This window comes from Stenotrophomonas sp. 01N47 (assembly GCF_056399165.1).
The window spans coordinates 24,483-43,978 of sequence record NZ_JBFTQU010000016.1 but is presented as its reverse complement, the minus strand read 5'-3'; the positions used below and the strand labels follow the sequence as shown (position 1 = coordinate 43,978).

Below are 19,496 nucleotides of genomic sequence, written 5' to 3'. Positions count from 1 at the left end.
GTTGCGGGGGCGTGAGCGCCATGGATGGCGCGACCGAGCTTACAGGGACGTACTTGCAGCGTCCCCCGCAACCGGACCCACCCCGCCATCCCGCAGGAACCCCGCTGTTGCCGTTGCCGTTGCATTTGCGGTTGCTTCGGCGGTTGCTTCGGCTGTTGCCGTGGCCTCTGCGGGTGCCGGGCGCAGCCCGGCGATGAACCTACCTTCGGACCTGGCCTTCGCCCCGTACCACGAACCGTTCGACTGTCAGCGCTTCCAGCCCCATCGGGCCATAGGCGTGCAGGCGCGTGGTGGAGATGCCGATCTCGCTGCCGAGGCCAAGCTGGCCACCATCGGAAAAACGCGAAGACGCGTTGACCATCACCACCGCCGAGCGCAATGCGCTGACGAAACGCGCGGCACTGGCCACGTCTTCAGTGGCGATCACTTCGGTGTGGTCGGAGGTGTAGGTACGGATGTGCGCGATCGCTGCATCAAGATCGTCGACCACGCAGACCGCCAGTATCAGATCGAGGAATTCGGCGGCATAGTCGTCCTCGCTGGCCGCGGTGCTTCCCGGCAGCAACGGCCGCGCGCGCTCGTCTGCACGCAGCTGCACGCCACCTTCGGCCAGCGCCAGTGCAGCACGCGGCAGGAACGCTGCGGCAATGTCCCGGTGCACCAGCAGGGTCTCCAGTGAATTGCACGCGGAGGGGCGACTGCACTTGCCGTCCACCAGCAGATCGAGCGCTTTGGCTGCATCGGCGCTGGCATCGACGAACAGGTGGCAGACACCCTTGTAGTGCTTGATGACCGGCACGCGCGCGTGCTCGGCGACGAAGCGGATCAGGCCTTCGCCACCGCGCGGGATGGCCAGGTCGATCAGTTCGTGCAGTTGCAGCAGTTCCAGCATCGCTTCGCGGCGCAGGTCGGTCAGCACCGTCACAGCGGCAGGGGGCACGCCGTTGGCCTTCAATGCCCCCGCCAACGCCTGGGCGATGGCGGTATTGGAATGGATCGCCTCCGAGCCGCCACGCAGGATCACGCCGTTGCCCGCCTTCAGGCACAGCGCGGCGGCTTCGGCGGTCACGTTCGGGCGTGCTTCGTAGATCATCGCGATCACTCCCAGCGGCACGCGCACCTTCTGCACGCGGATGCCGTTCGGACGCACGTCGTCGCGGGTCACCTGCCCGACCGGGTCCGGAAGGCCGGCCACCTCGCGCACGGCGTCGGCCATCGCCAGCAGGCGCGCCGGGTCCAGTGCCAGACGGTCGAGCATCGCGTTGCCCACGCCTTTGTCGCGGGCGGCGGCCAGGTCGCGTGCATTGCCTGCAAGAATCTGTCCGGCATTGACCTCCAGCGCCTGCGCCATCGCCTGCAGCAGTGCCCTGCGCGCATCGCTGTCCAGGCCGGCAACCACCTGCGCCGCCTCGCGGCAGGCACGGGCCTGCGATTCGATCTCACTCATCGGCATATCCTGCAGTGGGTTCATGGCAGCACCAGATCGTCGCGATGGACGACGGTACCGCCGTAGTTGTAGCCGAGCACGGTCTGGATGTCGCGGGTGTGGCGGCCGGCAATGCGGCGCACGTCATCGGCGGCGTACTGGCTCACACCACGGGCCACGCACACCCGGCCGGCGTCGGTGTTCCAGCATACCTGCACCATGTCACCGCGCCGGAACGCGCCGTCGGCACCGGTGATGCCACCGGGCAACAGCGATGCCCCCTTCTCGCGCATCGCCTGGGCGGCGCCGGCATCGATCAGGATCGCGCCTTCGGCGAGCGGAGCGTGGCGCAGCCAGTGCTTGCGGGCCGCCTCGCGGCTGCGCGCGGCATGGATGCGGGTGCCGTGCAGGCGATCCTGCGCCAGCGCGCGTACCACCTCGCCGCTGCGGCCATTGAATAGATAGGTTTCGATGCCGACACGGCCGGCCTTGGCTGCGGCCTCCAGCTTGGTGCGCATGCCGCCGGTGCCGGCGACCGAACCGGCGCCGCCAGCCATCGCCAGCACGGCGTCATTCAACTCGACTACTTCATGCAGTGGCCGGGCATTGGCATGCGTGCGCGGGTCGGCACTGTAGAGACCGTCGATGTCGGTAGCGATGAACAGTGCATCGGCATCGACCAGCGCCGCCACCGTCGCGGCCAGGTTGTCGTTGTCACCGAGTTTGAGCTCATCCACCGAAACGGTGTCGTTCTCGTTGACCACCGGCAGCGCGCCCAGCCGCAGCAGCTCGTTGAGCGTTGCCCGCGCATTGAGATAGCGGCGGCGGTTGCGCAGATCGTCATGGGTCAGCAGCACCTGCGCCACCGGGCGCTCGAAGAAGCGCTGCCACAGACCGATCAGCTGCGCCTGGCCCAGAGCCGCCAACGCCTGCCGCGCCGCCATCGCGGCACCGGGTTCATCGGCCCGGGGCAGGATCGCGCGGCCGGCAGCGACCGCGCCGGAGGACACGATGACGACCTCGCGCCCGGCCAGCACGTTGGCCGAAACGAACTGGGCCAGGCCCAGCGCGTGGCGCGGCGACAGGCCACCACCGTCGGCGGCCAGCAGGCTGCTGCCAACCTTGAGCACGGCACGCCGCCACGACGGCAGCGCTTGTTCGGGGAACGGCGATGCAACGTGGGCGGCGTGGACAGTCATCAGGGGCGCCTCAGCGGGTATTCCATTCATGGACGCTCAGCGCCGATGCCTGCATCGTCACCAGCGGATCGGTGGCGATGATGGCCTGCGCCTGCGCGAGGCTGTCGAGGTTGCACAGCACATAGGCGCCACCGCTGCCGTCGGCAAAGCCGCCGGTCAGCTGCAGCCGGCCCTCGGCCTGCAACGCATCGAGGAAGTCGCGGTGCGGCTGCACCACGGCGTCGTTGAAGCCCGGCAGGCGCATCGCCAGCACCAGGTAGACGGTGCCGGCCATCAGGACAGCGCCTGCCAGCGCGCGCGCAGTTCATCCAGGCGCAGGTCCGACGCCGAACCCGGCGATACGCGCGCCGCCAGGCTGCCTTCTGGCGTTCGCCCCTGCCCTGCACTGTCGGCACCGGCAGCAGCGGCCTTGTAGGCCTCGCGGAACGGCACGCCCGCTACCGCAGCTTCCACCGCGACATCGGTGGCATACATGCCCGAATCGATCGCTGCACGCAGCTTGTCATCGCGCCATTCCAGGTTGGCCAGCAGCGCCGGCAGCAGTTCAAGCGCGGCCAGGCCGCGCCCGAAACCGTGGAAGATCGCACCCTTGGACGACTGCAGGTCGCGGTGGTAGCCCGACGGCAGCGACAGCAGCTGCTCGATTTCGGTGCGTGCAGCGGCGACGCTGGCATGGGTCGCCCGCATCAGCTCGATCACGTCCGGATTGCGCTTGTTGGGCATGATCGAACTGCCGGTGGTGTACTGCGCCGGCAACGCGACGAAACCGAATTCGGCGCTGGTGAACAGCGACAGGTCCCAGGCAATGCGGCGCAGGTCCAGGGTGGCACCGCCCAGCGCTTCCAGCGCGGCCAGTTCGAACTTTCCACGCGACAGCTGCGCGTAGATCGGCGAAATCTGCATGCGCGCAAAGCCGAGCGCGGCGGTGGTGTGCTCGCGATCCAGCGGCAGGTTTACGCCGTAACCGGCGGCGGTGCCAAGCGGATTGGCATCGACCAGCGCATGGGTATCGCGGGCGCGCACGGCGTTGTCGATGAAGGCTTCGGCCCAACCGGCCCACCACATGCCGGCCGAGGACACCACGGCACGCTGGATGTGGGTGTAACCGGGAATCGGCAGATGCTGCTCGGCCTGCGCACGGTCAAGCGCCACCTTGGCCACCTCGGCGCTGACCTGCGCCACGCGCTGCAGCTTCTCCTTCAACCACAACCGGGTGGCGACCAGGATCTGGTCATTGCGGCTGCGGCCGGTGTGGATCTTGCGGCCGGCATCGCCCAGGCGCTCGGTCAACCGTGCCTCGATCGCCGAATGGCCATCCTCATACTGCGTATCCAGCACGAAGCGGCCTTCGCGGAAGTCCTGCGCCAGCACCTCGAGTTCACGCAGCAACCCGGCCAGTTCGTCGGCGCTGAGGATGCCGATGTGCTGCAGGCCCTGCGCATGCGCTGCGCTGGCAGCAATGTCATGCAGGAAGAACTCGCGATCGAGGATCACATCGTCGCCGGCGAGGAAGGTCTGGATCTGGGCATCGACAGCGACGCCTGGCTTCTGCCAAAGAAGGTCTGCCATGGGGAGCTCCTGTACGGTTTCAGTGCGGGATCGACGTCAGTTCGTCGATGCCCAGCGCAAGATTGAGGTTCTGCATGGCCTGGGTGGCCGCGCCCTTGAGCAGGTTGTCCAGGGTCGCCACCACCACCACCCGCTTGCCGCCCGGGGCGAGCGTGAAGCCGCCGACCTGGGCACCGTGGCGGCCAGCGATGCGGCTTACCCACGGTACCTCGTCCACGACCTCGATGAGGGCTTCACCGGCGTAGGCTTGCTGGAAGCGCTCGACGATCTGCTCGCGGGTCTGCACGCGGTTCAACCACAGGTTGGCGGTGAGGGTGATGCCACGGAAATGCGGCGCGACGTGCGGCATGAATTCGACCGCCACGCCCAGCTGCACGGACACCTCGCGCTCATGCACGTGGTTGGTCAGCGCGTAGGGCATCAGGTTGTCGGCCAGCAGTTCAACGTTGTTCTTGTCCGACGGCGAGGTGCCCGCACCCGAGTAGCCGGACACGCCGAAGCACTGCGGCGGGCCAGCCAGCAGATCCAGCAGCGGATGGATCGCCAGCTGCATCGCGGTGGCGTAGCAGCCGGGGTTGCTGATGTGCTTCTGCCCGCTGTAACGGCTGCGGGTAAGCTCGGGCAGGCCGTAGTACCAGGTGTTGTCGAAACGGTAGTCGGCCGACAGGTCGACGATCACCGTGTCCGGCTTCGCCGTTTCCAGCGCCGCCACGAACGGTGCGGCCAGGCCGTTGGGCAGGGCCAGGATCACCGCATCCACGCCCTTGGCGGCAACGGCGTCGGCGTCGAGATTCTCGAACTGCAGTTCACCCTGCCATTGCGGGTAGTGGTCGGACACGCGCTGCCCGGCCAGTTCACGCGAGGACACGAAGCCCAGCTGCAGGTTCGGATGCGCTGCCACCAGGCGGATCAGCTCGGCGCCGGTATGGCCGCGGGCGCCGACGATGCCGACGGTGAACGAGGAGGAAGTGCTCATGCGTGCGTGCTCATGCGTGCGAATCGAGGCGGTGCTGCAGGTGGCGTTTCACGCCCTGCCATTCCGCATCGATGATGGAGAAGATGACGGTGTCGCGCGGCGTGCCGTCGGGATGCCGGCGGTGATTGCGCAGCACGCCATCCTGCTTGGCGCCCAGGCGTGCGATCGCGGTGCGCGAGGTGAAGTTGAACCAGCTGGTTTCAAACACCACGCTCAGGCATTCCAGCCGCTCGAAGGCATGGCTGAGCAGCATCAGCTTGGTTTCGGAGTTGACCCCGGTGCGCTGCACCGACTCGCCATACCAGGTGTAGCCGATGCTCAGCCGCGGTACGTCCGGTTGCAGATCGTAGTAACGGGTCGTGCCGACGATCTGGTCGTTGGCATCGAACACCACGAACGGCAACACCTTGCCTTCGGCCTGTGCCTGCAGCGCGGCCTGCACATAGCCGGTCATGGCCTTCGCATCGGGCACCTGGGTGTACCAGAGCCTGGACAGCGCGCCTTCGCCCAACGCGCCGCGCAGGCCGTCGATGTGGCTCATCTGCAGCGGTTCCAGCCGCGCATGCGTGCCGGTCAACGTGGGTACCCGGGTCCAGTCTGCGTGGTTCATCGCGCTCAGCCCTCGAGGCTCGGTGCACGCACCGCGCAGTGGTCGACATAGGTCCTGATCCGGTCGATGCCATCGGCGCCGTACCAGAACACCTTCCAATGACCCTGCTTGTAGCAGCCATCGGACTCGGCGTAGTAGAAGTGGTTGATCGGGTTGCCGTTGCGCGAGCGCCAGAACAGCTGCGGGGTTTCCTCGCGCATCACGTTCCAGACCGCGCGGCCAAGCCCTTCGCCCTGCGCATCATCGAGCACGGCGAACTTGTCCAGGTACACGCCCTCGGTCTCATCGGTGAGGATCACCGCCGTGCGGTAGTTCTCGCTGACGTACGCGCGCAGCAGCGTGGTCCTCTCGAAATAGTCCGGCACCAGGGTGCGGCCGAAACTGGATTCGATCAGGCCCTTCAGGCGCGGCAGGTCCAGCTCGCTCCAGGCAGTTGCACGCAGCACCTTCTCGCCCTTGCGCACCAGCGTTCCCGAGCCCTTGTGGGTGAACAGTTCCTTGGCCAGGTCGGCCGGCCGGGTGATCGACACCGACGATTCCAGCGGCAACCGGTCCAGCAGGGACTTGATCTGTTCGATCTTCACCTTCATGCCACCGTGGATCCACGGTTGTGCGATCAGGTGGTCGTACTCGGTGGACAGGTTGATCGAATCAATCACGCTGCCCTGCTCGTCCAGCAGGCCGCCGGTGCCGGTCAGGAAAATGATCTTGTACGGTTGCAGCTCCTGCACCAGTTCGTTGGCGGCGAAGTCGGCATTGACGTTGAGGATCTGCCCACCGGCGGTCTCGCCCAGGCTGGTGATGACCGGGATCGAGCCGGCACGCAGGCTGGCCTCGATCGGCGCCAGGTTGACCTTCTTCACCTCGCCGACCAGGCCGTAGGTATCCAGGTCCAAGTACTCCGCCTCGAACACGCCGCCGGTGATGGAGGTGGCGCGCGCGCCATTCTGCTGCAGTGCTTCGACCAGGCGCAGGTTGGACTGCTGGAACACCCGGCGCACGATCGCCAGCGCTTCCGGCGAGGTCACCCGCAGGCCGTTGACCGTCTGCTTTTCAATACCAGCTGCCGACAGTTCCGCATCCAGCTGCGGGCCGGCGCCGTGCAGCACGATCGGGGTCAGGCCGACTTCCTGCAGGAACGACAGCGAGGAGGTCAGCGCGTCGAGATCGTCGCGCAGCACCGCGCCGCCGACCTTGACCACGGCGAAGCGCTTGGCGTCCAGCTGCGAAAAGCGCTTGAGGTACTGGCTGATCTCCTTCGCGCTGGCCATGCTCGAGAGCAGGCGCACGATGGTCTGGCGGGTCTGGCGGTGGGGCTGGAGGGCAGGAGACATTTCGGTTTCGTCACAGGCGGCGGTCGCCGCGTTGCAGTTCCGCCGCGCAGAAGCGCAGCGGCGTTGTGGGTCGATCAGGCGCCGGCGGCGATGATCCGGTGTACGGCGTCGGTGTAGCGCTGCAGCTGCTCCAGCGTCACGAACTCATCGGCGGTGTGGGCCTGGGCGATGTCGCCCGGACCGAACACCATCGTGGTGTAGCCACCGGCCGAGAACAGCGACGCCTCTGTCCAGAAGTCCACCGCGTTGCCGATCGGCAGGTCCAGCGCATCGGCCACGTCGCGCGCCAGCAGGCGGCGGTGCTCGGCTTCGGCGATATCCCCTGCCGGCAGGCTGGGGCCACGGAAGGTTTCGGTGAACAGCGCCGCTTCCGGTTCGGCGAAGCCGGCGAAGGTCGCCAGCAGCCCGTCGATGTCCATCGACGGCAGCGGCCGGAAACCAAAACGCACTTCCGCGGCCGGTGCGATCATGTTGGCCTTGATGCCACCTTCCACGCGCCCGATGTTGAAGCGCAGGCCGGTCAATCCACCGAAGCGTGCCGAGGCCAGCGATTGGACATGGTCCAGCGCGCGGTTGCCCCAGCGCATCGCCTGGTGCAGCGCGCTGGCGGCTGCATCCTGCTTGCCCGACGCATGGCCGGCACGGCCGGCGAACTGCATCAGCACCGAGCTGATGCCACGATGCGCGAGCACCGCCTCGCTCATGGTCGGTTCGGCCACCAGCACCGCTTCGTACGCAATGCCCCGGGCCAGGAACGCCGCGATGCAGCGCGGATCGTTGGCTTCTTCATCGCTGGAGAACAGGAAGGCCGCGTCGCCATCACTGGCATTGGCGGCCGCCACCAGCGCCGCAGCCGCGCCCTTGATGTCACACACGCCAAGGCCGACCACGCGGTCGTCCAGGCGGCGCATCACGTGCGGGTCGGCACTCCAGTGCGGCGAGTCCGGCACGGTGTCCAGATGCACGTTGAACAGGTACTTCGGCGTGCCGCGCACGGCATACAGGCTGACCGCGCCGGCGCCATGGTCGATCACCTCCACATTGAACCCGGGCAGGTTGTCGCGCAGGTAATCGAAGATGCCACCGGTGGTGATCGCACGCGGCGGGTTGCGGGTGTCGAAGGACACCAGGGCCTGCAGATGCGAGATCGTCTGTTCAAGCATGAATCAAAGATCCTTCAGTACAACGTGTACCGGCTGGAGGAGAGCCCCCTTGATGTTCAAGGGGGCGCGCCAACGGCGCGGGGATTAGGTGGAATGCGCGGGAGACGCACGCGCAAGTCAATCGCTCAGCGATTGACTTGCGCGTATAGCGTCGAGCTCATGCCGAACAGCTTGATGAAGCCTTCGGCTTCTTCCACGCCCCAGTCGGCCGACTGCGCATAGGTGGCGCCCTTGGTGTTGAGCAGGTGCGGCGACTTCACCGCAACGGCGTCGACACGACCACCACGGGTTTCCAGCACCACTTCGCCGTTGACCTTGGCCTGGGACGACTTCAGGAACGCCTCGATGTCGGTCTTCAGCGGGTCGTGGTAGAAGCCTTCGTACACCAGCTCCACCCACTTGCGCGCCACGTCCGGCTTGAAGCGGTTCTGCTGCTTGGTCAGCACCGCATCTTCCAGCGCGCGGTGCGCGGCCAGCAGCGAGACCAGCCCCGGGGCTTCGAACACGATGCGGCCCTTCAGGCCGATCACGGTGTCGCCGGTGTACACGCCACGGCCGACGCCATAGGGGGCGAACAGCTTGTTGAGCTGGGCCAGGATCTGCTCGCCCGGCAGTGCCTTGCCGTTGAGCTCGACGGCTTCGCCTTCGACAAACTTCAGGGTGACGGTCAGCGGTGCTTCCGGCCATTCGCTGCGCGGTGCACACCAGCCACGGGCGCCCTCGCCCGGTGCTTCCCAACGATCGATCTCGCCGCCGGACATGGTCAGGCCCAGCAGGTTCTCGTTGATGGTGTAGGCCTGCTGCTTGGCGCGCACGCCGAAGCCACGCTCTTCCAGGTACTTCTGCTCGTAGGCGCGGGTCTGGGTGTGTTCCTTCTGGATCTCGCGGATCGGCGCGATGATCTGGTAGTCACCCAGGGCCTTCACTGCCAGGTCGAAACGCACCTGGTCGTTGCCCATGCCGGTGCAGCCGTGAGCGATGATGTTGGTGCCCAGTTCGGCGGCGCGCTTGAGCGCGGCATCGACGATCAGGTAACGGTCCGACACCAGCAACGGGTACTGGCCCTGGTAGCCCTCACCGGCCCACACGAACGGCTTGACGAAGCCGGACCAGATGGCCGGACCGCCATCGACGGTCTGGTGGCTGGTGACACCCAGCTCGGCAGCACGCTTCTCGATGAAATCGCGCTCTTCGTCATCCACGCCGCCGGTATCGGCGAACACGGTATGCACGTTGTAGCCGCGCTCCTGCAGGTACGGCACGCAGAAGCTGGTATCAAGGCCGCCGGAGAAGGCGAGAACGACGTCTTTGTTGCTCATGGGGGTTATGTCCTGGTAGCGCCGGGCCATGCCCGGCGGAAATGTTCGAATGGAGAAATCAGCGCCCGGCAACGGCGGCCATGATCGCCTTCTGCACATGCAGGCGATTCTCGGCTTCGTTGATGGCGATGCACTGCGGCGAGTCCATCACGCCGTCGGTTGCCTTCACGTTGCGGCGCAGCGGCAGGCAGTGGCTGAACACGCCGTTGTTGGTCAGGGCCATCTTCCGCTCGTCGACGATGAAGTGCTTGAACTGGTCGCGGATCGGCTTCTCCGGCTCCCAGTTGCCGAAGAACGGCAGCGCGCCCCAGCTCTTGGCGTAGACCACGTCGGCACCGGCATAGGCACTGTCGATGTCATGGCTGATCTTCAGCGAACCGCCGCTCTCGGCCACGTTCTGCTCGGCCCAGCCCATGTAGCGCTCGTCGAGGATGTAGTCGGCGGTCGGGCACAGCAGCGTCACGTCCATGCCCATGCGGGTGGCGATGGTCAGCGCCGAGTTGGCCACCGCGGTGTTCAGCGGCTTCGGGTGATAGGTCCAGGTCAGCACGTACTTCTTGCCGCGCAGGTCCTGGGTACCGAAATGCTCCTGCAGGGCCATCACGTGCGCCAGTTCCTGGCACGGATGGGTGATGGTCTCCATGTTGATCACCGGCACCGGCGAGTATCTGGCGAAACTCTCGAGCACGACGTCCTGGCGGTCGTAGGCCCAGTCGACGAACTTCGGGAACGCGCGCACGGCGATGATGTCGCAGTAGCGGCCGAGCACCTTGGCTACTTCAGCGATGTGCTCTTCGGTATCGCCGTCCATCACCGTGCCGAGGTTGAACTCGATCGGCCACGCATCCTTGCCCGGCTGCAGCACCACTGCGTGGGCACCGAGCTGGAATGCGCCCAGCTCGAAGCTGGTGCGGGTGCGCATGGACGGATTGAAGAACACCAGCGCGATCGACTTGCCCTTGAGCTGGTCGCCGAGCTTGTTGCGCTTGAACAGCGCAGCCTGGGTCAGCAGCGCGTCAAGTTCGCTGCGGCTCCAGTCCTGGGTGTTCAGGAAGTGCTTGGGGGACATCATCATTCCTTGCATGAGCGGCGCCGAGGGTCGACGCGGTGGAAGGTGGAAGGGAAAACCGGGAACCAGGGTGGTACGAAAAGGTTGCAGATGAAGCTTTCAAAACGCGGAAACGAAAAAACCCAGCCGGCGGGCTGGGTTTTTTTCGGACGAACAGCAGAAAGCTCCGGATTACCCAGCGAGAATGTGGGGTTCCGGTCGACGGGCACGCGACGTCATGCCAGTGGCCTGGCGGGCGGCGCTGCTGTCGTGCTGGAAGTCGGTGAGCTTCATTGGTCGGCAATCTTTACATGCGGCCGGGGCCGGCGCAAGAGGCCGGCGTCGCAGAATCAGGGGGTGCCGGCGGCAGCCTGCTCCGGGCCCACCCACGGGGTGATCGAAACCCGGATCTTCAGCCGGTTGCCTGGGTCTTCCGGCAGACGTGAACGGTACTTGGTGCCCTTGTAGACATAGTCCACGTCATAGGCGATGGGGCGGCGGAACTCGCGTCCGACAGGCACGATACGACAGTCCCGGGTCAGCATCGGGCCCGTGTTGGCCGGCGCCGGGGCGGGGGCTTCCGCCGGCAGTTCCTCCAGCACCTCCTCGTCGCTGCGCTTGAACATCGAGCGAACCGAATCCCAGAGGCGGCCGATGCGGCCCTTGTCCTCCACCGGCTCCTCGCCGGTGACGTTGACCGGCGCCAGGGTACGGGTCGAGACCGGCTCGCAGTGCTCCTCGGTGCGGGTTGCACGCAGGGTCTGGAACACCGGCTCCACGTTGAGCACCTGGGCGTAGTCGAACTTCACGTTCTCCACGATCACCACCCGGTTGCGGGGCTCGGCCTCCTGGGCCTGGACCACGGCGGGCAGCGCCGACAGGCAGGCCAGGGTCAGCAACGCGGTGGTTTTCATTGGCGAAGGGAGCAGGGACACGGCAATAGTGTAGGCAGTGGTGACCGCAAGGGGCTGAACATTACCCGTCCGCGCCGTTCCTGCCCACCCCATCCCGGCCGCCGGTGACGTCCACCGGTGGCAACGGTCCCCCCAAAGGGCCCCGACACGTTCTAAAATCACAGGCTTGTCCCCCAGTCACAGACCCATGACCCTGCGCCTGCACAACAACCTGACTCGCCAGCTCGAACCGTTCACCCCGCTCGATCCGGCCTGTCCGACCCTGTATGTGTGCGGCCCGACGGTCTACAACTACGTGCACATCGGCAACGCCCGTGGGCCTGTGGTGTTCGGGGTGCTGGCCGACCTGCTGCGGCGGCGCTTCGGTGCCCTGCGCTACGCCCGCAACATCACCGACGTGGACGACAAGATCAACACCGCCGCGCGCGAGCAGGGGGTGCCGATCAGCACCATCACCGACCGCTTCGCAGCGGCCTACCGTGAAGACATGGCCGCGCTGGGCGTGGTGCCGCCGGACATCGAGCCGGAAGTGACCGCGCACATGGCGCAGATCATCACCATGATCGAGCAGCTGGTCAGCAGCGGGCATGCGTACGCCGCCGAGGGGCACGTGCTGTTCGCCGTCGGCAGTTTCGAGGGCTACGGCAAGCTGTCGCGCCGCGACCCGGAAGAGATGCTGGCCGGTGCCCGTGTCGAGGTCGCTCCCTACAAGCGCGCGCCTGGCGACTTCGTGCTGTGGAAGCCGTCCGGCGACGACCTGCCGGGCTGGGAGTCGCCCTGGGGCCGCGGCCGTCCCGGCTGGCATATCGAATGCTCGGCGATGGCCGCCGCGCACCTTGGCGAGACCATCGACATCCATGCCGGCGGCGTCGACCTGCAGTTCCCGCACCACGAAAACGAGATCGCACAGAGCGAGTGCGCGCACGGCGGCAAGGTGTTCGCGCGCTTCTGGCTGCACAACGGCATGCTCAACTTCGGCGGCGCCAAGATGAGCAAGTCGATCGGCAACATCGAGCGCGTCCACGACCTGGTGCGCAGGCATGCCCCCGAGGCGCTGCGCCTGGCGTTGCTGTCGGCCCACTACCGGCAGCCGCTGGACTGGTCCGACGCGCTGATCGAACAGTCCGGCCGCACCCTCGACCGCCTGTACGGCACCCTGCGCGAGCTGGCCGACGTTGCCGCCACCGCGGTGATCCCGGCAGAGATCGAAGCGGCATTGGATGACGATCTCAATACGCCGCAGGCGCTGGCCGAAGTGGCCCGTATTGCCGGTGAAGCGCGCCGCGCCACCGATCCTGCCGAACGCGCACGCTTGAAGAGTGAACTGCTCGGCGCCGGCCTCGCCCTGGGCCTGCTGCAGGCCGATCCGGCGCAGTGGTTCGGCAACGCCGCTGGCGACAGCGACGACGACGCGCGCATCCAGGGCTTGATCGACGAACGTGCGGCGGCCAAGCAGGCGCGCGACTTCGCCCGTTCCGACGCCATCCGCGACCAGCTGGCCGCCGAAGGCATCGTGCTGGAAGACACCCCGCAGGGCGTGCGCTGGTCGCGCAAGCGCGGCTGACCTGCCCTGCCCCGTGGCCGGTCCGCCGGTCACGCTCCCTACTGTAGAGACTGTTGTGATCGACTCCCCGTTCCCGCTTGAACCCACCGCCGCCGAGGCACAGACGGCCATCGCCGAGGAATTCGGTTTCTTCGGCGACTGGTCCGAGCGCTACCAGTACCTGATCGACCTCGGCCGCAAGCTGCCCGCCTTCCCGGAAGAATGGAAGACCGAAGAGCACCGCCTGCTCGGTTGCCAGTCGATGGTCTGGATCGTGCCGGAAGGCAATGCGCAGTCGCTGCGTTTCCACGCCATCAGTGATTCGGCCATCGTTTCCGGCCTGATCTTCCTGGCGCTGCGCGTGTACTCCGGGCGCAGCGCGCAGGAGATCCTGGCCACCGAACCCAGCTATATCCAGGATATCGGCCTGGCCCGCCACCTGTCGCCGACCCGCAGCAACGGCGTGGCGGCGATGCTGGCGTTCATCCGCGAGACCGCGCAGGCCCAGCTGCAGCGCGATCCGTCGTGAGCGAGCCCGCCACGGCCGAAGACACCGCGCTGGGCCTGCTGTCCCGGCCCGGTTTCGCCCGGCTGCTGGCGTATCGCATCTTCGCGATGCTGTCCTACCAGGTGGTCGCGGTCACCGTCGGTTGGCACATCTACGAAGTCACCCGCAATCCGTTCTCGCTGGGCCTGATCGGCCTGGCCGAGGTGCTGCCGTTCTTCTGCGTGGCCCCGTTTGCCGGTTACCTGGTGGATCATCTGCCGCGCCGCAAGTTGGGCATGGTCGCCTGTTCCGGCCTGGTCGCCACCGCGCTGGTGCTGACCAGCGTAGCCAAGGGCTGGCTGCCGGTTGAAGGCGTGTGGCCGATCTATGCAGCCATCGCCCTGACCGGCATGGTCCGCGCCTTCCTGTCGCCGATCTACAACGCCCTGTTCGCCCGCGTGTTGCCACGTGAACATTTCGCCCGTGGCGCCGGCCTCGGCGCCGTGGTGTTCCAGACCGGCATGATCGCCGGCCCGGCACTGGGGGGCGTGCTGGTCGGCTTCGGTGGCAAGGGCCTGTCCTATGCGGTGGCCACGGCCTTCGCGCTGGTGGCGATGGGCTGCCTGGCCACGCTGAAGGTGGAAGAGCCGGTGCATGCCGGTCCAGCCGCCCCGATCTTCAAGAGCATTGCCGAAGGCGCGCGCTTCGTGGTCGGCAACCGGATCATGGTCGGCGCCATGGCACTGGACATGTTCTCGGTATTGCTGGGCGGTGTGGTGGCGATGCTGCCGGCGTTCCTGCACGAGATCCTGCATCACGGCCCGGAGGGCCTGGGCATCCTGCGCGCGGCGCCGGCACTGGGCTCGGTGTGCGTGGGCCTGTGGCTGGCGCGCCACCCCCTGCACCGCAATGCCGGTCGGGTGCTGCTGTTCGCGGTCGCCGGCTTCGGCCTGTGCGTGATCGGCTTCGGCCTGTCCCAGCACTTCTGGCTGTCGGCGTTGATCCTGCTGTTCTACGGCGCCTTCGACGGCGTGTCGGTGGTGATCCGCTCCACCATCCTGCAGTTGGCCACGCCGGAAGAGATGCGCGGCCGGGTATCGTCGATCAATGGCATCTTCATCAGTTCGTCCAACGAACTGGGCGCGTTCTATGCGGGCACCATGGCCAAGGTGCTGGGGCTGGTACCGGCGGTGGTACTGGGCGGATTCGCGGTGCTGAGCGTGGCCGGGGTCACCGCATGGAAGAACCCGACGCTGCGCAAATTGAATCTGCGCGATCTGCAGTGATCCCGCGGAGAGCGGGTTCGGCGGCGCCGGGCATTGGACTGGCCTCGTCACGCTCCCTCGATGAATAGGTTTGTCACTTTCTTTGCGCGCGCAAAGAAAGTAACCAAAGAAACGCGCCGCCATCCGCGAGCCGGTGCTGCGCACCGGTGCCCTGCGCTCCTCGGTGAATCAGGGGACGGCGCCGAACTCGCTGCGCTCAAACAGCGGCGCCTCTTCGCCCCTGATTCCCCTGCGGTACTCGGCTCGCTACAAGGCGGACCCAACAGCCGCGAGCGCACGCATGGCCGCTCCTGGTAGAGCCAAGCCATGCTTGGCTGCTTTTGCTTTTGCTTTTGCTCTTCCTTGCCCTCCGCCTTCGGCCCGAGCCAAGCATGGGCTCGGCTTTATAGCAACCGCGCACGCAGGAAACCGTCGAGAGCCTGCGGGTGGGTCCGGGCAAGACCGTCCGCGGCATGGATGCCGCGGCCGAGCTTACAGGGATGTACTTGCAGCGTGTCCTGCCTGGCCCCACCCGCAGGCTCACCCCGATACCCGCAAGGCGCCGCTCTACACAGCCAACTCGAACCCAACAAAAAACCCGGCCGAAGCCGGGCTTTTTGCATGACATCACAACGAACCGGAATCAGTCGCCCTGCTGCTTCTGCAGGTGCTCCCAACGCTCCTGGGCGTCGATGGTGCGCTCGGCGGTCAAGCGCGCTTCAAGGCGCTCCAGGCCGATCTCTTCACCAGTGTCCACGCAGTACCCGTAATCGCCTGCTTCCAGGCGCTTGAGGGTGCTGTCGATCTTGCCGATCAGCTTGCGGTAACGGTCACGGGTGCGCAGCTCCAGCGAGTTCTCGGTTTCGCGGGTCGCGCGCTCGGCTTCATCGCCGATGTCACGCACTTCCTCACGCAGGTTCTCGATGGTCTGCTTGGACTCTTCCACCAGGTCGGCGCGCCAGTTCTGCAGGCGCTGGCGGAAGTACTCCTGCTGCAGCGGGCTCATGTACTCCTCGTCCGAGGCCGGCTTGTAGCCTGCGGGCAGGATCGGGCGGCCGGTGGCCTCATCGGTCTTGTATTCGACGACCTTGTACTTGCTACGCGGCGCAGGCGCTGCCGAACGGGCAGCGACGGCCACGGCAACCTTGCCCACGGGGCGGGTCACGGTCTTCGGAGCGGAATCGGATTTCACGGCGGTTTTAGCAGGCGATTTCGAAACGGGCACGGGATTCTTGGATTGCGGGGCGGTCGATGCTGCAGAAGCGGCGGCCGTGGCCGGCTTGGGGGCCGGTTTGGCTGCTGCCACTGCCGCGGTCTTGGCCGGGACAGACTTGGCCGGGGCCGGCTTCGCAGCTGGCTTCGGTGCGGACTTCACTACAGGGGCCGGCGTCGGCTTGGCGGCCGGCGGGGCGACATTCTTGGCAACCTTCTTGGCCGGTGCCGGCTTGGCAGGCGCCACCTTCTTTGCTGCCGGCTTGGCAGCAGGCGCGGCGGCAACCTTCTTCACCACCGCCTTCGGCGCCGGCTTGGCTGCTGCCTTCTTCGGTGCCGGCTTGGCAGCGGCCTTCTTCACCGGCGCAGCCTTGCTGGCAACCTTCTTCACCGCCGGCGCCTTCTTGCTGGCAGCGACAGGTTTGGCCTTGACCGGCGCAGCGGGTTTCTTCGCCACTGCCGGCTTGCCGGACTTGGCCGGCGTTTTCTTTGCGGTGGCCTTCCTGGCCGCCGGTTGTGAGGATGCCGCCTTGGTCACCGGCTTGCTGGCCGGCTTCTTGGCAACGGGCTTGGCCGCCAACTTCTTCACAACAGGCTTGGCGGTTTTCTTGGCGGCCTTGACGGCCTTCTTTGCAGTTTTTTTAGCAGCCACGAAACGCTCTTCCTTGGATTCCCCGGGGCCCGGGAAAGCGGGCCTTTATAGCCTACCCGACCCGCAGCAGCAACCTTGGGGGCCCGCTCCATTCAGTCCAGGAGTCAACGGGTCCAAGGTGCGGTCCGACGAACACGGACCGCCTTGCGCGGTACGGAACCTGTCCGGCACCTGGAGGGGTGCCGCTAGCGGTCGCAGGCCATCTACGACATGCGACCAACGGCCCATCCTGCACAAATGCGGCCTTCATGCCAACTGGCTTAAGATGACTGCGTGATCTCGCGCCTGCTCATCGCCCTGCTGCGCTTCTACAAGCGCTTCATCAGCCCCCTGCTGGGGCCTCGCTGCCGTTTCGTGCCGAGCTGCTCTGAATACGCCATGGAAGCCATCTCCCGGCACGGTCCGCTGCGCGGCACCTGGCTGGCCGCGCGACGGCTGGGCCGCTGCCATCCGTTCCATCCCGGCGGCTTCGATCCAGTGCCCGAATCTCCCAACGCCCCTTCTTGCCGTTGCACAGGAAAACACTGACATGTCCTCCACGCTCATCACCAACGCCCGCCTGGTCAACGAAGGCCGCACCTTCGAAGGCGACCTGCGCATCGAGAACGACCGCATCGCGCAGATCGGCAAGGGTTTGACCCCGCGTGATAGCGAACAGGTGGTGGATGCGGCCGGGCGCTGGCTGCTGCCCGGGATGATCGACGACCAGGTGCATTTTCGCGAACCCGGCCTGACCCACAAGGGTGACATCGCCAGCGAATCGGCTGCAGCCGTGGCCGGTGGCCTGACCAGCTTCATGGACATGCCCAACACCAACCCGCCGACCCTGGATTCGACCATCCTGGAAGCCAAGTACGAGCTGGCACGCGGCCGGGCCTGGGCCAACTACGGTTTCTACCACGGTGCCAGCAACGACAACCTGGACGCCATCCGCGCGCTCGATCCGAAGAAGGCGCCGGGCGTGAAGGTATTCATGGGCGCCTCCACCGGCAACATGCTGGTCGACAACCCGGAAACCCTGGACGCGATTTTCCGCGAGTGCCCGACCCCGATCATCACGCACTGCGAAGACACGCCGATGATCGATGCCAACCTGAAAGCGTTCCAGGAAAAGTACGGCGACGCACTGACCCCGGAGATGCACCCGGACATCCGTTCGCGCGAAGCCTGCATCAAATCAACGCGGCTGGCCATGTCGCTGGCGCGCAAGCACGGCACCCGCCTGCACGTGCTGCACATCTCCACCGCCGACGAACTGGCGCTGTTCGAGAAGGGCCCGCTGATCCGCGCCGACGGCAGCCGCAAGCAGATCACCGCCGAAACCTGCGTGCACTTCCTGCACTTCGCCCGCCCGGATTACGCCACCAAGGGCAACCTGATCAAGTGCAATCCGGCGATCAAGGACGTGGCCGATCGCGAGGCGATCACGGCCGCGTTGGCTGACGACGTGCTGGACGTGCTGGCCACCGACCACGCCCCGCATACCTGGGAAGAGAAGCAGAAGCCCTATGCGCAGGCGCCGTCCGGCCTGCCGCTGGTGCAGTACGCGCTGGTCGCCGCACTGGAACGCGTGCACGAAGGCAAGCTGACCCGCGAGCAGGTCGTGCAGAAATTCGCCCATGCCCCGGCCCAGTTGTTCGATGTGGAAGAGCGTGGCTTCCTGCGCGAAGGTTACTTTGCCGATCTGGTGCTGGTGGAGGATGTGCCGTTCACGGTCAAGCGCGAGGACGTGCTGTCCAAGTGCGGCTGGTCGCCGTTCGAAGGCACCACGTTCCGTTCGCGCATCGCCTCCACCTGGGTCAACGGCCAGCTGGTCTGGGACGGCAGCACGCTGGTGGGCAAGCCCGCCGGCCAGCGCATGACCTACGACCGCTGATGCGTCCGGCACTCATGTTCGCGGCGCTGCTGCTGGCAGCGCCCCTGCTCTCCGCACCCGCAGCCCAGGCACAGGACGGCATCGGCGACCTGATCGACAGCCGCGTGGTGTTCCCGGCCAGCGCGTCGCAGGGCGCGCTGGTGATCGGCAAGGTTCCTGCCGGCAGCAGCGTGCGCTATGCAGGTCGCGACCTGCGCGTGAGCAGCTACGGCAGCGTGGTGCTCGGCATCGGTCGCGATGAGAAGGGCCCGCTGCAGGTGCAGATCCGCCGACCGGATGGCAGCAGCGAGACGGCCGCCATCGCCGTGACCCCACGCGACTGGCCGACCGAGCGGGTGAACGGCGTACCGCCGAAGACGGTCAATCCGCCGCCGGCCATCGCCGAGCGGATCAAGCGCGAACAGGCGCAGGTCACCGCTGCGCGTGCGCGCGACGACAACCGCACCGATTTCACCCAGACCTTCATCTGGCCGGTGCAGGGCCGCATCAGCGGCCGCTTCGGCAACGCCCGCGTGTACAACGGCCAGCCCGGCGCCGGCCACTCCGGCATGGACATCGCAGTGCCGACCGGCACCCCGGTGAAGGCACCGGCGGCTGGTGTGGTGACGTTCGCCGGGCCGGATCTGTACCTGACCGGTGGCACCCTGCTGCTCGACCACGGCTTCGGCGTCAGTTCGAACTTCCTGCACCTGTCGCGCATCGACGTGAAGGTCGGTGATCGCGTCGAACAGGGCCAGGTGATCGCCGCCGTCGGCGCCACCGGCCGTGCCACCGGGCCGCACCTGCACTGGGGCATGAACTGGTTCGACACCCGCATCGATCCGCTGCTGGTGCTGGAGCGCAAGTAACGGTAGTGCCGGCCGCTGGCCGGCAACCTCATGGTGTTCACCAACCTACCCGGAT

The 19,496-nt window shown here is 66.6% G+C and carries 18 protein-coding genes; 6 read left to right on the top strand and 12 right to left on the bottom strand.

Features of this window, described 5'->3' with window-relative positions; all coding sequences use genetic code 11:
- Window positions 1-199 precede the first annotated feature (199 nt).
- The 11 genes from AC1DKR_RS20460 to AC1DKR_RS20410 all read right to left on the bottom strand — a co-directional run bounded on the left by AC1DKR_RS20460 (window position 200) and on the right by AC1DKR_RS20410 (window position 11,558).
- Window positions 200-1,471 carry a glutamate-5-semialdehyde dehydrogenase gene (locus tag AC1DKR_RS20460; RefSeq protein ID WP_478034883.1) on the bottom strand — a complete coding sequence of 424 codons (1,272 nt, stop codon included), beginning with the start codon at window positions 1,469-1,471 and terminating at the stop codon, window positions 200-202.
- On the bottom strand, window positions 1,468-2,625 hold the full coding sequence (gene proB, locus AC1DKR_RS20455; RefSeq protein WP_442244044.1) for a glutamate 5-kinase: 1,158 nt from the start codon (window positions 2,623-2,625) through the stop codon (window positions 1,468-1,470). The genes AC1DKR_RS20460 and proB overlap by 4 nt, the downstream gene beginning before the upstream one ends.
- Window positions 2,626-2,635: 10 nt before the next feature.
- A complete protein-coding gene (locus AC1DKR_RS20450; protein ID WP_478034877.1) occupies window positions 2,636-2,899 on the bottom strand; it encodes a YciI family protein in 264 nt (87 codons plus the stop codon).
- On the bottom strand, window positions 2,899-4,194 hold the full coding sequence (gene argH, locus AC1DKR_RS20445; protein WP_033831569.1) for an argininosuccinate lyase: 1,296 nt from the start codon (window positions 4,192-4,194) through the stop codon (window positions 2,899-2,901). Before argH ends, AC1DKR_RS20450 begins: the two co-directional genes overlap by 1 nt.
- A gap of 19 nt (window positions 4,195-4,213) precedes the next feature.
- Window positions 4,214-5,170 (bottom strand): N-acetyl-gamma-glutamyl-phosphate reductase, encoded by a 957-nt coding sequence (gene argC, locus AC1DKR_RS20440; protein WP_478034871.1) that lies wholly within the window; start codon window positions 5,168-5,170, stop codon window positions 4,214-4,216.
- 10 nt (window positions 5,171-5,180) lie between these two features.
- Complete coding sequence (locus tag AC1DKR_RS20435) at window positions 5,181-5,780, bottom strand: GNAT family N-acetyltransferase (protein ID WP_025876429.1); 600 nt, start codon at window positions 5,778-5,780, stop codon at window positions 5,181-5,183.
- 5 nt (window positions 5,781-5,785) lie between these two features.
- A complete protein-coding gene (locus AC1DKR_RS20430; RefSeq protein ID WP_223495771.1) occupies window positions 5,786-7,114 on the bottom strand; it encodes an acetylglutamate kinase in 1,329 nt (442 codons plus the stop codon).
- A gap of 74 nt (window positions 7,115-7,188) precedes the next feature.
- Window positions 7,189-8,277: an acetylornithine deacetylase gene (locus AC1DKR_RS20425; protein WP_312107813.1), complete on the bottom strand. Its 1,089-nt coding sequence runs from the start codon at window positions 8,275-8,277 to the stop codon at window positions 7,189-7,191.
- A gap of 125 nt (window positions 8,278-8,402) precedes the next feature.
- Window positions 8,403-9,596, bottom strand: coding sequence for an argininosuccinate synthase (locus tag AC1DKR_RS20420; protein WP_165377653.1), 1,194 nt, complete (start codon window positions 9,594-9,596; stop codon window positions 8,403-8,405).
- 58 nt (window positions 9,597-9,654) lie between these two features.
- Window positions 9,655-10,665: an N-acetylornithine carbamoyltransferase gene (locus tag AC1DKR_RS20415; RefSeq protein WP_025876421.1), complete on the bottom strand. Its 1,011-nt coding sequence runs from the start codon at window positions 10,663-10,665 to the stop codon at window positions 9,655-9,657.
- A gap of 329 nt (window positions 10,666-10,994) precedes the next feature.
- Window positions 10,995-11,558 (bottom strand): glycine zipper 2TM domain-containing protein, encoded by a 564-nt coding sequence (locus AC1DKR_RS20410; RefSeq protein ID WP_223497282.1) that lies wholly within the window; start codon window positions 11,556-11,558, stop codon window positions 10,995-10,997.
- A 187-nt stretch (window positions 11,559-11,745) separates the two neighbouring features.
- Here AC1DKR_RS20410 and cysS point away from each other — a divergent pair, with 187 nt between their 5' ends.
- From cysS to AC1DKR_RS20395, 3 genes are read left to right on the top strand one after another with little or no spacing between them, the layout of a single operon-like run.
- Window positions 11,746-13,122, top strand: coding sequence for a cysteine--tRNA ligase (cysS, locus tag AC1DKR_RS20405; RefSeq protein ID WP_312107814.1), 1,377 nt, complete (start codon window positions 11,746-11,748; stop codon window positions 13,120-13,122).
- A gap of 55 nt (window positions 13,123-13,177) precedes the next feature.
- Entirely contained in the window at window positions 13,178-13,630 is a 453-nt protein-coding gene (locus tag AC1DKR_RS20400; protein WP_312107815.1) for a SufE family protein, read from the top strand.
- Complete coding sequence (locus AC1DKR_RS20395; RefSeq protein WP_447945362.1) at window positions 13,627-14,874, top strand: MFS transporter; 1,248 nt, start codon at window positions 13,627-13,629, stop codon at window positions 14,872-14,874. Before AC1DKR_RS20400 ends, AC1DKR_RS20395 begins: the two co-directional genes overlap by 4 nt.
- Before the next feature lie 622 nt (window positions 14,875-15,496).
- Here AC1DKR_RS20395 and dksA read toward each other — a convergent pair.
- A complete protein-coding gene (dksA, locus tag AC1DKR_RS20390) occupies window positions 15,497-16,717 on the bottom strand; it encodes an RNA polymerase-binding protein DksA (protein WP_336030031.1) in 1,221 nt (406 codons plus the stop codon).
- A 273-nt stretch (window positions 16,718-16,990) separates the two neighbouring features.
- Here dksA and yidD point away from each other — a divergent pair, with 273 nt between their 5' ends.
- The 3 genes from yidD to AC1DKR_RS20375 are packed head-to-tail and all read left to right on the top strand — an operon-like array spanning window position 16,991 to window position 19,441.
- The gene (gene yidD, locus AC1DKR_RS20385; RefSeq protein ID WP_478034851.1) at window positions 16,991-17,245 is read left to right on the top strand and encodes a membrane protein insertion efficiency factor YidD; all 255 of its coding nucleotides are present in this window, start codon (window positions 16,991-16,993) and stop codon (window positions 17,243-17,245) included.
- A 1-nt stretch (window position 17,246) separates the two neighbouring features.
- A complete protein-coding gene (locus tag AC1DKR_RS20380) occupies window positions 17,247-18,593 on the top strand; it encodes a dihydroorotase (protein ID WP_363732568.1) in 1,347 nt (448 codons plus the stop codon).
- Window positions 18,593-19,441: a M23 family metallopeptidase gene (locus AC1DKR_RS20375; RefSeq protein WP_312786244.1), complete on the top strand. Its 849-nt coding sequence runs from the start codon at window positions 18,593-18,595 to the stop codon at window positions 19,439-19,441. Before AC1DKR_RS20380 ends, AC1DKR_RS20375 begins: the two co-directional genes overlap by 1 nt.
- Window positions 19,442-19,496: the final 55 nt, after the last annotated feature.

Excerpts from the sequence above, each read along its gene's own strand:
- argH (WP_033831569.1), bottom strand. The coding sequence starts at position 4,194 with ATGGCAGACCTTCTTTGGCAGAAGCCAGGCGTCGCTGTCGATGCCCAG.
- proB (WP_442244044.1), bottom strand. The coding sequence starts at position 2,625 with ATGACTGTCCACGCCGCCCACGTTGCATCGCCGTTCCCCGAACAAGCG.
- AC1DKR_RS20415 (WP_025876421.1), bottom strand. The coding sequence starts at position 10,665 with ATGTCCCCCAAGCACTTCCTGAACACCCAGGACTGGAGCCGCAGCGAA.
- AC1DKR_RS20425 (WP_312107813.1), bottom strand. The coding sequence starts at position 8,277 with ATGCTTGAACAGACGATCTCGCATCTGCAGGCCCTGGTGTCCTTCGAC.
- AC1DKR_RS20460 (WP_478034883.1), bottom strand. The coding sequence starts at position 1,471 with ATGAACCCACTGCAGGATATGCCGATGAGTGAGATCGAATCGCAGGCC.
- AC1DKR_RS20435 (WP_025876429.1), bottom strand. The coding sequence starts at position 5,780 with ATGAACCACGCAGACTGGACCCGGGTACCCACGTTGACCGGCACGCAT.
- AC1DKR_RS20410 (WP_223497282.1), bottom strand. The coding sequence starts at position 11,558 with ATGAAAACCACCGCGTTGCTGACCCTGGCCTGCCTGTCGGCGCTGCCC.
- cysS (WP_312107814.1), top strand. The coding sequence starts at position 11,746 with ATGACCCTGCGCCTGCACAACAACCTGACTCGCCAGCTCGAACCGTTC.
- AC1DKR_RS20420 (WP_165377653.1), bottom strand. The coding sequence starts at position 9,596 with ATGAGCAACAAAGACGTCGTTCTCGCCTTCTCCGGCGGCCTTGATACC.
- AC1DKR_RS20430 (WP_223495771.1), bottom strand. The coding sequence starts at position 7,114 with ATGTCTCCTGCCCTCCAGCCCCACCGCCAGACCCGCCAGACCATCGTG.
- AC1DKR_RS20380 (WP_363732568.1), top strand. The coding sequence starts at position 17,247 with ATGTCCTCCACGCTCATCACCAACGCCCGCCTGGTCAACGAAGGCCGC.
- AC1DKR_RS20375 (WP_312786244.1), top strand. The coding sequence starts at position 18,593 with ATGCGTCCGGCACTCATGTTCGCGGCGCTGCTGCTGGCAGCGCCCCTG.
- argC (WP_478034871.1), bottom strand. The coding sequence starts at position 5,170 with ATGAGCACTTCCTCCTCGTTCACCGTCGGCATCGTCGGCGCCCGCGGC.
- AC1DKR_RS20450 (WP_478034877.1), bottom strand. The coding sequence starts at position 2,899 with ATGGCCGGCACCGTCTACCTGGTGCTGGCGATGCGCCTGCCGGGCTTC.